Source organism: Thiorhodococcus mannitoliphagus (assembly GCF_010915725.1).
GTDB classification, from domain to species: Bacteria; Pseudomonadota; Gammaproteobacteria; order Chromatiales; family Chromatiaceae; genus Thiorhodococcus; species Thiorhodococcus mannitoliphagus.
The window spans coordinates 76,480-89,377 of record NZ_JAAIJR010000006.1 but is presented as its reverse complement, the minus strand read 5'-3'; the positions used below and the strand labels follow the sequence as shown (position 1 = coordinate 89,377).

Here is a 12,898-nt window from a genome sequence, read left to right as displayed (position 1 = left end):
CCCGCTCCCACGTCGCTTTGCCTTTAAGGATTCACGCTGTCGACTCAACCGACTGGACGGTCCGATGATCAACGCCCACAGACGCCATTCGCCCCAGTGCGCAGGATGACGCGGCAGCGCTGCCATCCCCGGTAGTCAGGGCGCGCCTGACGGTCAATGAGACGCCGGTGGCTGATCTGCTCAGCGCGATGGCCGCCTCTGTTCGGCGCCTTGTCAGGAGGGCAAGCGACCCTTGGTCTCCAGCCACTGCCTCAACAGCTGAAGTGCTCCGTCAAAATCGAACCGCTCGATCCGCTGCTCCAGCTCAGTGAAGGCCTGGCCCAAGGTGCTTCGCAGCAGATCGCCATGGTGGCGCATGCACTGGACCGCCTGTGCGTCATCCTGAGTTAAGAGGCCATCGAGTTCCGCGAGCACCTGGTCGAGCCGAGGGTCGTCCGGCGCAATTGGCTTGCCTGGCTGCGGCGACGCCAGGTGGTGTCGGAGTTCCGTGACCAGCGAGGTAAGCGCTTGCTCCAGCGCCTCGATCAGCGGCTCCAGCTCCGGCCCGATCGGTTGCTTTCCGAGTGCGGCGTCAAGGTCCGCGGCGATGGTCCGCACCTTGGTCGCGCCGAGCGTCGCGGAGACGCCCTTGAGGCGATGCGCAAGCTGCCGTGCCGACGCGGGCTCGCCGTTGGCAAGGCACTCGCGCAGCGCTGTCACGTCTTCACTGTGGAGATGGGCAAAGGTCCGCAGGAGTCGGGTATAGACGGCGGTCTTGCCGCGCACGCCACGCAGTCCGATTGTCGGGTCCAGCCCCTTGATCGCCGCCAGCCGGGTCATGTCCTCATCCGCCGAGCCGAGGTCAGGCTCCGCCATCTTGGCCTCTGGCATGGCCGTGGGCGTTGTGTGCTTGGTTCGGGGTAGCCATTTGAGCAGGGTGGCGAAAAGGGCGTCCGGCTCCACGGGTTTGGCGACATGGTCGTTCATCCCCGCCGCGAGACAGCGGGCGCGATCTTCGGCGAAGGCGTTGGCGGTCATGGCCAGGATGGGGGTCTTGATCCTACCCGGCAGCTGGCGAATCGCGCGTGTTGCCTCCAGTCCGTCCAGCGTTGGCATCTGTACGTCCATCAGGATGAGGTCGTAGGCGGTCTCGCGCGCCATGGCCAAGGCTTGCGCACCATCCTGCGCGAGGTCGACCTGGAGTCCCACCTCGTGCAGGAGCGCCTGGGCGACCTCCTGGTTGATCGGATTGTCCTCGGCTAGCAACAGCCGGGCGCCGCCATGGTGGGCGCACAGCTCGCGCTCAACGTCAGAGGCGCTGGTGGTAGGCTCGATGCCGTCGGGCTCCGCTGTGGACGCGCGCGCCTTGCCGAAGCGGGCCGTGAGCCAGAAGCAGCTGCCCTCTCCGGGGCGGCTCTCGACGCCGACCGTGCCGCCCATCAACCGGGCGAGGCGTCTGTTGATGGCCAGGCCGAGTCCGGTGCCCCCATGACTGCGGGTGGTGGAATCATCCGCCTGACCGAAGGCCTCGAACAGCCGCGACTGGGCCTCCGCAGGGATCCCGATTCCGGTGTCCCGCACCTCGAAGCGCAGCCGCCAGTCGTCGTCACGCTCTTCTTCGACCCGCACCTGCAGCCTGACTGCTCCGGACTCGGTGAACTTCACCGCATTGCCCAGGTAGTTGAGCAGCACCTGGGTCAAGCGGGTCGGGTCACCGCGCAGCATGGATAAGGCCGCGACTGAGGCGTCGAGTTCCACCGCGAGCGCCAGGCCCTTGTCCCGCGCCGGTTCCTCCATCAGCGAACGGACGTGCTCCAACACCGTCTCCAAGGCGAAATCGGTCTGTTCCAGGACCAGCTTGCCGGCCTCGATCTTGGAGAAGTCCAGAATCTCGTTGATGATCGCGAGCAAGTGGCGCGCCGCAGTCATCATCTTCTCCAGCTTGCGCTGGTGCTCCTGATCGCTGATGTCGCGCTGCAACAGATGGGTCAAGCCGATGATGGCGTTCATTGGGGTGCGGATCTCGTGGCTCATGTTGGCCAGGAAGATGCTCTTGACCTGGGCGAGATGCTCGGCCACCGCCCGCGCATCCTTCAGGCGCCGGTAGAGGTCCAGGTTCGCAAGGCCCACCGCCGCAGCATCCGCCAGCGCTTGTTGCAGGCCGAGTTCCTCGTCGCTGACCCGATGGGGGTGAGCCCAGTAACAGCCGATAGCCCCCACCGGGTCGCGGTGTCCGATCGGCACCAGGCTGAGACTCTTGACGAAGGTCTGCGGGTCTAGCTCGGCCGGGAGTTTGGGGATGTCGGCAGCGTCCTCGATCACAATCGGCCCGACCTCTCGGATCGCCCAGCCCGCGGCGCAGTCGTCGCGCGGGAAGCGCTGACCCTTCCACAGTGGGCCGATGGCGTCCTCATCGAGATAGTCGCAGGCCTGGTGGTCGCAGCGTGCCAGGGTGGCGCCATCGGCCCCGGTCAGTTGGCGCGCGGCGGCACACACGATGGCGGTCAGCTCTGTCAGGTCGCGCACCCCAGCGATGCCCTCGACCGCCTCCGCCAAGTGACGCAAGCGGTCTTCCAGGCGTCTGCGCTCGGTGATGTCTTGGAAGCTGACCACGGCGCCGACGCGCTGGCCGCCACGGAGCATCGGATGGACACTATAGATCACGGGGATGGCGTGCCCATCGGCGTGCCAGAAGACCTCGTTGTCGACTCTCAGCGTCAGGCCCTCTCGCAGGGTCACGCAGGTCGGGCAGTCTTCGCGCGGATAGGGACTGCCATCCGCGCGCCGTGCGTGAAAGATGTCATGGCTGTATCCGCCGATGAGCTGCTCGGCCTGATAGCCGAGCTGACGGCAGGCGGCTGGATTGACCAAGCTGATCCGCCCGTCCAGATCCAGGCCATAGAGCCCTGCGGCGCTGGATTCCAGGATGAGGCGCAGGAATCCCTCCGACTCACGCAGTTCGGCGGTCCGATGTTCCACGGTCTTTTCGAGTCCGACCTTGTAGCGCTCCAGCGCGAGCTGCGCGGCACGTGCCTCGGTGGTATCCCGAATGGTGCAGATCATCCCGGTGAAGCTGTCCTCTTCGATCACCGGGATCAGCCAACCAGCCTGCCAGCCTTCCCGGCCCGAGGGCGTGATCACTTGAATCTCATAGGGGAGCGGCTTGAGGGAGTCCATGACCCTGAGGTAGATCGGGCGGAATGCGCGCAGGGTCTCTTCGGAGAAGTCCTCTAGAACCTGCTGGCCCAGGATCTGATCGGCCGGGAGACCCGAGAGCCGGGCGATGCCCGGGTTGGCGTAGATGATTCGATGCTGGGTGTCGCTGACCCAGATCCCGTCCTGGACCTTGTCCAGGATGTCCTCGTAGAAGGCGCGCTGTTCTCTGACCCGCTCTTCGTTTCGTCGGCGCTCGGTGATATCGGTCAACATGCCGAAGCTGCCACGAAAGCCGCCGGCCCCGTCCAAGATGGGTGCCGCCGCGACCAGGGCCCAGAGGGTCGTGCCGTCTTGGCGCAGAAAACGCCGTTCGTAGTAGCCCGGTTCTCCCTGGTGGCGGGCCTGCATCTGCTGTGCGTGGTCGTCGAGGTCCTCGGGGTGCATGAAGGAGTCGACGCTTCGCCCGAGGATCTCCCTTGCTTCGTAACCCAGCATCTGCGCCATGCGCGGGTTGATGAAGTTGGTACGCTGGTCCGCATCCACGCCCCAGATCCCCTCGTTGGCGGTCTCGACGATGAGGCGGTAGCGCGCCTCGCTCTGGCGCAATTGCTCCAGGGTCGCGCTCAAGGTGCGTGCCCGATCCAGATTGTCGAGCGCATAAGAGATGTCCATGGCCATCTCGGTGAGCAAGGCCATGGCCTCGGCGTCGAAATAGTCGCGCTGGGTCGAGCCGAGTTCCATCACGCCGACGGTCTCCTCATGTCGGCGCAGCGGGAGACAGGCGATGGCGGCCAGTCCCTCCTTGAAAGGCTGCTTGCGCACCTGGCCATGCCCCGTAAGGACCTGAGTATCGTTGCAGACCTGCACCGCGCCGGTGCGGAAACAGTCTGCGGCGAGCGTTTGACCTTCCGGGGAGTTAGGGTCGAGTGATACCTGGGAGTCGAGCAGCAGCTGCGCGTTTTCGCCAGTGACCGCCAGAGGGATCAATTGATCCTGGCTGGGGGCCTGCAGCCCGATCCACACCAGCCGGAAGCCAGCCAGGCGCTGGGCGAGCGTGCAGATCTGCTCGCAGAGCACGCGCTCATCGTTGACGCGCACGATGGCTTGGTTGGTGTCGCTCAGGGTCTGATACAGCCGCGCCAGCCGCGCCTGTCGTGCCTCGCTCAGACGCAGTGCCGTGCCGGCACGCCGAATGCGCACGACTGCAACCGCCAGCGCTAGGACCGCCAGCGTTAGCGACAGCAACACCGTCAGCAGGGTCCAGACCAGCCGCCGATGCTGGCTGTAGAAGGACTGCGGACGATTGATGATCCGACTGCCCTCCGGCAGACGCTCCAGGGCGATGTCGAAGCGCTGCAATTGAATCGCGTCGAACTCCGGTAGGAAGTGACTTGGCTCCACCGGGATGTGCTCAGGCGCCTCTCCCGCCAGCACCCGCAGGGCCAGGGCTGCGGCTTGGGCGCCATGCTGACGGCCGTCCAGCAGCAGCCCGCCGACGATGCCATGGCCCAATCGCGTCTCGTGCATGGCGTAGACTGGGACCGGACTGGCAGCGCTGATCAGTTGCGTGCTCTCTTCGCGGCTGAAGACACGCCCGGCGCGATCCCTGACATAGGTGAGCAGCAGCACGATGCTGTCGGATGGCAGGGCCGCCAATTGCTGTTCAAGCTCGGCGAAGGGGACATCCGGCGCGAATTCGACGCGCACGCGGTCCGCGAACTGGGGCAGCATGGCCTCCATCTCGCGGCGCACCGCCAGCCCAGAGGCGCCGTAGTCATGGATCGCAAAGACGTGCTTGGTCCCTGGATGCAGGCGCAGCGCCAGTTCTAGGGTGCCGGCCATGTCTTGCACCTCGGCCAAGCCGGTCATCCGGCCGCGCTCATCCAGGAACCTGGGCCGATAGCCGTTGATCCCGGCGAAGACGACGGGAGTCCCCGCAAAGAGTTCGGTCGGATAGGTGCGCAACAGGTCGAGCGCTGGATTATCGAGGGCGATGACCAGGTCGATCTTGTCAGCCTGGTACTTACGGCTCAAATGGTCTTTGACCAGGGCCAGATACTCAGGTCTAGGGAAGCGCTTGGCATCCAGGAATTCGATCGCCGGCAAGAGATCCGGATAGACCTTTTTCAGGGCCGGCAGCAGTCCGGCCAGCTCGTTGTCGGACCAGGCATCGCCTGGGTGATAGGACACCAGGATCACCACTTCGGGCGGTGGCTCCTGCGCGCAGAGGACAGTGGGGGCGAGGAGTGCCGCTAGGGGCAGCAGCAGCGCGAGGATGGAACAATGGATCCAACGGCAAGGGGACAAGATCAACCGCCTGTTCAGCTAGCTTCGCATGGGGCACATTGCCATCCACGGGTTGCGGCCTCTGATCCTGAGGTCGATGGATTGATTGCGCCGACCAAGAGGCGGCGAAAATTCTCAACCTCTAAAGATACGCCACTTTCACCGGTTCTCATCACTGATCTCGAGATCGATTGACCGCGCTTGAGGTCGAACGAATCTCCCCCCGGAGATGCCCGCCATTATCGGCGGTTTGCGTCCTGTAGCGCGCGTCCAAGCAGCGGTGGTCGCTCATCTGCATGGGCCTCTGCGACGAGGGCATCAAACCCCGCTGGCGATGGTCTCTCGCTCGCCTGCGACCGGGGCGCTTGCTGCGACGTCGGACGCCAAGGTCACGCGGTTCTTGCCGGCATCCTTGGAGGCATACATCGCGGTATCCGCGAGCCGGATCAGTTCCGGAACTTCGCTTGCATGGTCGGGATAGAGCGCCAGCCCGATACTGGCCGTTACAGCGTGACGATCCCAGCGCAGGGCGGCGATCCGATCACGTATTCTCTCCGCGACCAATGCGGCGGTCGCCATATCGAGCGGCTCAAGCAGCACCACGGCGAACTCGTCCCCTCCTAAGCGACCCACCACGTCCTCGCTGCGACATTCGGTGGCAAGCGTCGTGGCGATCTCCTTGAGGACCTGATCCCCGACCAGATGCCCCAAGGTGTCGTTGATCGCCTTGAATCCATCCAGGTCGATGTAAAGGAGCGCCAGCGTACGAGCATGGCGCCGCGCACGTTCATGCTCGCGCGCGAGCTGCTCTTCGAGGCTAAGTCGATTGGCGACGCCGGTCACGGCATCCATTCGAGCCATTTTCTCGAGTTGCGCCTGGTGCCGCTTGCGCTCGATCCGGGCGACACTGCTTGCCCGCAAACCTACCGCGAGGAGCAGCAGGATGACAACGCCCAGTGGGATCAGCGAGAACATGAGATGCGAGCGCGTCTGGCCCAGCGACGCCTCGCTGACATGGGCGACGAGGATCCACTGATCCGTTGCGGGTGGCGCACTGGGTGAGGTCTCTGATGCGAGTGCGCGATGGCCATGTTGCATGGGTGTCAGGGTGCGGAAGGAAAACAAGCCACGATCCGTGAGGACATGCCCCGACGGAGACTGGTTCATGGCATGCCATGCTTCGGGATAGCGGCTTTGCATCCGTGCATCGCGCCGCTCAGGGATCATGAAACCCCAATTGAGTGACGGGTCTGGTGAGAGCAGCCAATATCCCTCAGCGTTCAGTAACATGGACGCTGAGATTGAGGCTGCATCGACGTCCAGGATGGCATCCAGGAGTTGCTGGGCCAAGAAATTGACGAGCACGATGCCGCGTCGGTTGCCGTGGCGATCGAAGACGGGTGTGCCAACCCGGATCATCGGCTTGTAGGGACGTTCGAGCGCACCGTTCTCGATGTTGAGATCCAGGGGCGAGGCATAGATCTCGCCAGCGGATAGCGCCAGCGTCTCGGTGAAATAATAGCGGTCGTGCTTGTTCTGCAGGTCCGAGTCGCGAACGATGGCGGGGTGGCCGTCGTTGAAGTTGACGCGCACGACTTCCATCCCATCCTCGTCCAAGTAGCGGATCTGATCATAGACCTGAGACCAGCGGCTCACGGCGAGATATTCTTGCGCGATTTTTGGCAGCCAGCTGGGATCCGCCGTGTCGAGAAAGGCGGCGAGTTCGTTCTGCGCGGCCAAGATGCGGATATCGGCGAGCAGTCGGTCCAACTTACGTGTGACCACCGCCGTTTGCGCCTCGATCACCAGGCCTTCGGTACGCCTAAGGTCCGCCTCGAAGTCCGCCATCTGCCAGTGGTAGAGCGATGCGAGGCCCACTAGAGGAAGGAGCGCGAGCGGCGGAAACCAGGTCCAGAAGGGTCTCCAGGTGGTTTTCAGCATAGGGGCCTCGGACTGTGCTTCACGCAGGAGATTCTGGGGGTAATCTACGCCCTCAGCGGTTTGCCGATGTTCATTCAGTGAGCGGGTCTGGCGAGAGTCAGATTGAAGAAGGCGCTGAAGTCGACGATCCCTTGAGGTCTTTGGTAGACGAGAATCGCACGTTCTTGAGCCGTCGGCGGGTCAGGATACCGCATTGCGATCGAGCGGATCACGCAGCGTCAGGAGCTGCCTGTGCGTCTCCGCGACGACTTGAGCCCTTAACTGCGTCGTTGGGCCGAGGCTTGCTGTGTTTGGCCTGCCGCTGGAATTGCGTCCCTCGGCATCTCTGCGGGTACTATCACTGCTCTCAGGTCCCCGGGGCTTGTCGTCTTGGCGATGGTGAAGATCCGGCGGCTGATCCGTCAATCATGAAATGCGAGGATTCTCTATGGCGCTCGATCAGAAGAAATTGCAGAAAAAGCGGGCCAAGCGGGATCAGAAACGCCGGCAAACCAAACCGGCTGCTTCAGGCCTGCGAGGCGCCCTCTCCGCTGCGCGCGAATGGGCCAGCGTGAGCAAAGCGCCGATTGTGGACACCTTTGTTCCGGCGAGCCTGTTCGAGCAGGGAATCGGGACTGTTTGGCTCAGCCGGCGTCTGCTCGATGGTCGCTATGCGGTGGTTGGAATCCTGGTGGATACCTATTGTCTGGGCGTCAAGAACGCCTTGTACAAGATCGTCGACGCGGCCGAATATTCGACCGTCTTGGCTCACATCCACGGGAATCCGACAGAGTCGGTCGAGGTCCAGCATCCGAGTTGTGCGCGCAAGCTGGTCGAGGCGGCCGTGGCCTATGCCAAGGATCTCGGCTTCGAGCCGCATGCGGACTACCGGATTGCGCGCTTGATCTTTGGGGACATTGACGCTGACGCCTGCCCGGAGCGCTTCACCTTTGGAAAGGATGGCAAGCCCTTCTATGTCAATGGTCCGAACGACACCCCGGCGATCCAGCGACGCATTCTCAAGCAGCTTGAGCGCCGTTGCGGTCAGGGAGGCTACCACTACATGATGATGTTGGATCCGGACGAATTCGCTTGATGCAGACGGGCCAGGGTGCTCGGGTTGGTGTCTTGGCGGAAGTCGAGCCGCGTTGATCCTGCGCGGAACCTTGCCGCCAACGTCGTTGCTGTCCTTGTCGACGATAACACCCATCCTGACTCGCCCCTGGCTGATCCCCGGGCCGCTTGTCCGCAGCCGGTGTTGTCGGAGCCGCAGACAAGGACGTGACGCGCAGGCAAGGTTTTGCTAAAAACTCGCCACCTTGTCGTCGCGAGCGCTCGAGCAGGGCTTGAGTTCCGTGTGACCCTGTCGTTTCCTGCCTTTCCGGCCCCCTGATCCGTCACCCTTCGACCAATTTGCCGAGACTTTTCGTATGCCGTCCAAGTTATCCGCCCTGGAGGCGCTTGCGCGCCTGCGTGAGGGCAACCTCCGCTTCGCCAACAATCTCTCTAGCCCGGACAAGCCGCTGAGTTCACAGCGCCGTGAGGAGCTTAGGGGTGGGCAAGAGCCCTTCGCGATCATCTTGGGCTGCTCGGACTCTCGGGTGCCGGCGGAGATCGTCTTCGATCAAGGGCTCGGCGACCTGTTCGTGATTCGTGTTGCCGGCAATATCGTGGCGCCGTCGCAGGTCGGCAGTGTCGAGTTTGCCGTCTCCCGTTATCGCACGCCTCTTGTCGTGGTGCTGGGGCATTCGCAATGCGGCGCCGTCACGGCCACGCTGGAAACCCTGCTGGACGGCGAGGGCACCGCGTCGCGCAACATTGCCTCGATCGTGGATCGCGTCACGCCTGCGGTCAGAGGGCTGCTGGAGACGGAACTGCGCCATGACCGCGTGGCGCTTCATCATGCCTCGGTGCGGGCGAATGTCCGCGCCTCGGTGGATCATCTGCGCCATGGGTCGACCATCATCGAGACCCTGATTCAAGACGAGGGCCTGCTCGTCGTCGGGGCGGAGTACTCGCTTGAGACGGGCGTCGTCGATTTTTTCGATGGCGCTCCACTTGGGCAGGAACGCCAGGGGAGTGCTTGAGCGCTGCAGACGCGCGAAGCCGTGCTTGGTCGAGGCGCTCGAATGGGCTGACGGCGGAGGGGCGCGCTCTCGCTGCTGAGTGAATCGCCGCGGCCACTGCGTCTTATGCCGCGATCTTGCGGCGCCTTTGGCGGCTAGGGCGTCATCTTGATGCCTGTCAATCCGAGGTGGCGCCTGGTCGTCTAGGGTGGTCCAGATCATCAAGCGGGCTGGCTTCACATTCTGGTTATGACGCGCTCTCGACTCCTCATTGTCGCGATTCTGATGCTTGGCGGCATCATGCTGTGGATGCTCCTCTTCTGGGACCCGGCGGGTACCCGCTCGGGCGGCGCGGCGGATGGGCATGGGGCCTTGGCGCTGGCCGCTCGGCCGACGGGTGGGGATTTCGAGCTGCAGTCGGCGCAAGGTCCTATCAGACTGGCGGATCTGCGCGGTCAGGTCGTTCTCATCTATTTTGGTTATACCGCCTGTCCGGATATCTGCCCGACCAATCTTGCCTTCATTGCGAAGGCGCTCAAGGGGCTTAGCGACGACGAGTTAGCGCAGGTTCGCGTCCTCTTCGTGAGTGTGGATCCCGAGCGTGACGATCTCGCGCGCTTGGCGAGCTACACCAAGTATTTCCATCCCCGCATTCTCGGGATCACGGGCACCCCCGAGCAGGTGGCCGAAGCGGCCAGCCTCTACGGCGCGGCCTATCGGCGGGCTCCGATCGCCGCTACGGCCATGGGGTATCTGGTCGATCATTCGGCCTATACCTATGTCGTCGACCAGTCCGGCAACTTGGTCGAGACGCTCGACCATGCGACACCGCCCGAGGAGATTCGCGCCGCGATCCGCCGGCGCCTGGGTGGTCCCGAGCAGGGTCCTGCGCAATGACGTCGATGGCCGGACTCCAGCAAGGATTCCGCCCCACTCAATCATCCCAGCTCATCACAGGAGGGCAGTGAAATGCTCAGAATGACAGCTCTGATCGCCACCAGCTTGCTTGCGGTCGGCAGCTTCGCCGCAAGCGCGGCGGATGTCAGCGTGGCGGATCCCTACGTGCGGGCCGTACCACCAGGTCAACCCAACAGCGCCGCCTTCATGGCCTTGAGCAACCAGACGACAGAGGCGCGCGCGCTGGTGGCCGCGCGAAGCGATGCGGCGGAGGTCGTGGAGTTGCACACGCACCTGATGGAAGATGGCATGATGCGCATGCGGCGGGTCGACGAGATCGCGCTTCCCGCAGGTGAGACGGTTCAGCTCAAGCCGGGTGGTCTGCACATCATGCTCATCGGCCTCAAGGGCGCTCTGACGCCAGGAGAGGCGGTCGGGCTGACGCTTGTCTTCGACGACGGCGACGAGCAATCCCTTACTGCCCCGGTGCGTAAGATCGACATGAGCCAGATGAAGCAGGGTCACTGAGGCAGTGCTTTTCCGCTGACCAGGGCCTGGGTATGCCCCAGCGCCTGGCGTCAGCGCAACAGCGTCATTGTGTCGCGCTGCGCTCCGGCTGACATCGGACCATCCTGGTCGAAGCGGGATATTTCGTCGCCTGCGCCTGTCTACTGAGCGGAGAATTCGGGTCGTCGAACGGGGCGTCTGGAGTGCGTACCGTTTGACCCATATGCCAAATATCTGATATACATCGCCGGATTTTCTCTTCACCCCTCACCAAAGGCGGGCCGATGATGGACGTGTGGTCCCGCCTGAAACGAAACAGATTAGGCAATTGCGATGATGAAGACTTGGCTGAGAACGGTTTCAGTGGCGGCGGTATTGGCCAGCGGTGCGGTGCATGCCACTGATGCACTCAAACCAGGCGATGCCGAGGCGGGCGCGCAGAAAGCGAACACCATTTGCATGGCCTGCCATGGGCCTCAGGGCAACAGCATCGTGCCGCTCTGGCCCAAGCTCGCCGGCCAGCATCCGGAGTACATCCAGAAGCAGCTCATGGATTTCAAGGCGGGCAATCGCGCCAACGTGCAGATGACGCCCATGGCGATGCCGCTGACCGATCAAGAGGTTCTCGATCTGGCTGCCTATTTCTCCACGCAGACCCAAAGTGGCGGCGTTGCCGATCCAGAGCTTGCCAAACTCGGCGAGAAGCTCTACCGCGCGGGCAACCCGAAGAGCGGCGTTCCCGCCTGCAAGGGCTGTCATGGTCCCGCTGGAATGGGTGTGGGTCTTGCTAAATTCCCGCGAATCGCCGGCCAGCACGCCGACTACGTCAAGCAGACGCTGGAGTATTTCCGCCAGGGCGAGCGTGCCAACGATCCCAACGGCATGATGCGTGGTGTTACGTCCTTGATGTCCGAAAAGGAGATCGCTGCCGTGTCTCAGTATATTCAGGGCTTGTCGAGGTAATGGATCTCAGCCTGACCGGCGCGGAAAAGGCAGCCATTGGCTGCCTTTTTTGTGGTTGGCTGCGTGCCGATGTGGCTGTGATCACCACTGATGTCTGGCGTCGGTTGGGCCGAGGTACCAGGCCCAGCGAAAGACTGCATCTTGGGCCTGCTCACCTCGGCCCAACCCTGGAGGGGCTGGCCGGCGCGCGTCATCGCTGGTCGCGCCCTACCGATGCAGGGGCTTGGTGCTGACTGCGGCTTATGCTAGGGTCCCTAGATATTCGTTGTAACCCTTCGTTGAAGCGTCCGCGTCCCTCTCATGCGGCAATTGAGCCTGCTTAGCTATAACGTACAGGCGGGTATCTACTCCCGTCAGTACAGCGACTATTTCACCAATAGCTGGAAACACCTCCTCCCGCATCCAGAGCGACTCGTCAATCTCACCCGCATTGCGCAGCTACTGCGTCGCTTCGACCTCGTCGGGCTTCAGGAAGTGGATGCTGGCAGCTTGCGCAGCTCCTATATCGATCAGATCCAGTATCTGGCGCGTCACGGCGGCTTCCCATTTTGGTACCGCCAGGTCAATCGCAATCTCGGGCCCTTCGCGCAGCACAGCAATGGTCTCCTCAGCCGGCTGCGCCCGCGAGAGATCGCCGAGCACAAGCTTCCGGGGCTGCCGGGGCGCGGCGCGGTGGTGGCCGAATTCACCCTCAGCAAGGGTCAGGTGCTGGCGGTCGTCATCGTACACTTGGCGCTCGGCTGGCGGGCACGTCGGCGTCAGCTGGACTTTCTGGCGAGATTGGCGCAGAGCTACCCCTACATCGTCGTGATGGGGGACTTCAATTGCGGCTGCGATTCGCGGGGGCTGCGCAACATGGTGCGCAGAACGGCGATGCGCGGCCTCGATTGCGAACTCAAGACCTTTCCGAGCTGGCGCCCGCGGCACAACCTAGATCATATCCTGGTCTCCGCGCCACTCAAGACGGTGGCGGCGCGGGTGATCGACTACGCGCTCTCCGATCATCTCCCGATCAGCATGACCATCGAGTTGCCGGACGACCTAAGCTTCGAGGAGACCTGGACGCAAGACGCGACGTTCGCGGCGCCCAGCGCTGCCTGAGCGGGCCGATCAGGTTCGACCAA

The 12,898-nt window shown here is 63.3% G+C and carries 8 protein-coding genes; 6 read left to right on the top strand and 2 right to left on the bottom strand.

The features are described 5' to 3' along the window. Positions 1 to 213 precede the first annotated feature (213 nt). Positions 214 to 5,442, bottom strand: coding sequence for a PAS domain S-box protein (locus G3480_RS02915; protein ID WP_164652168.1), 5,229 nt, complete (start codon positions 5,440 to 5,442; stop codon positions 214 to 216). A 297-nt stretch (positions 5,443 to 5,739) separates the two neighbouring features. Continuing rightward, the gene (locus tag G3480_RS02910) at positions 5,740 to 7,362 is read right to left on the bottom strand and encodes a sensor domain-containing diguanylate cyclase (protein ID WP_164652167.1); all 1,623 of its coding nucleotides are present in this window, start codon (positions 7,360 to 7,362) and stop codon (positions 5,740 to 5,742) included. Between the two features lie 427 nt (positions 7,363 to 7,789). Between G3480_RS02910 and G3480_RS02905 the strand changes: the two genes are divergently transcribed. The 6 genes from G3480_RS02905 (at position 7,790) to G3480_RS02880 (ending at position 12,875) form a co-directional block, all read left to right on the top strand. Next, positions 7,790 to 8,437: a hypothetical protein gene (locus tag G3480_RS02905; protein WP_164652166.1), complete on the top strand. Its 648-nt coding sequence runs from the start codon at positions 7,790 to 7,792 to the stop codon at positions 8,435 to 8,437. A 334-nt stretch (positions 8,438 to 8,771) separates the two neighbouring features. After that, the gene (locus tag G3480_RS02900; RefSeq protein ID WP_164652165.1) at positions 8,772 to 9,428 is read left to right on the top strand and encodes a carbonic anhydrase; all 657 of its coding nucleotides are present in this window, start codon (positions 8,772 to 8,774) and stop codon (positions 9,426 to 9,428) included. A 228-nt stretch (positions 9,429 to 9,656) separates the two neighbouring features. Next, positions 9,657 to 10,304 carry an SCO family protein gene (locus tag G3480_RS02895; RefSeq protein ID WP_164652164.1) on the top strand — a complete coding sequence of 216 codons (648 nt, stop codon included), beginning with the start codon at positions 9,657 to 9,659 and terminating at the stop codon, positions 10,302 to 10,304. A 72-nt stretch (positions 10,305 to 10,376) separates the two neighbouring features. Further along, positions 10,377 to 10,832 carry a copper chaperone PCu(A)C gene (locus tag G3480_RS02890; RefSeq protein WP_164652163.1) on the top strand — a complete coding sequence of 152 codons (456 nt, stop codon included), beginning with the start codon at positions 10,377 to 10,379 and terminating at the stop codon, positions 10,830 to 10,832. Between the two features lie 312 nt (positions 10,833 to 11,144). Further along, positions 11,145 to 11,774 (top strand): c-type cytochrome, encoded by a 630-nt coding sequence (locus tag G3480_RS02885; RefSeq protein WP_164652162.1) that lies wholly within the window; start codon positions 11,145 to 11,147, stop codon positions 11,772 to 11,774. Positions 11,775 to 12,074: 300 nt separating this feature from the next. Then, positions 12,075 to 12,875, top strand: a complete 801-nt coding sequence (locus tag G3480_RS02880) for an endonuclease/exonuclease/phosphatase family protein (RefSeq protein WP_164652161.1) — start codon at positions 12,075 to 12,077, stop codon at positions 12,873 to 12,875. The last annotated feature ends 23 nt before the right edge of the window (positions 12,876 to 12,898 follow it).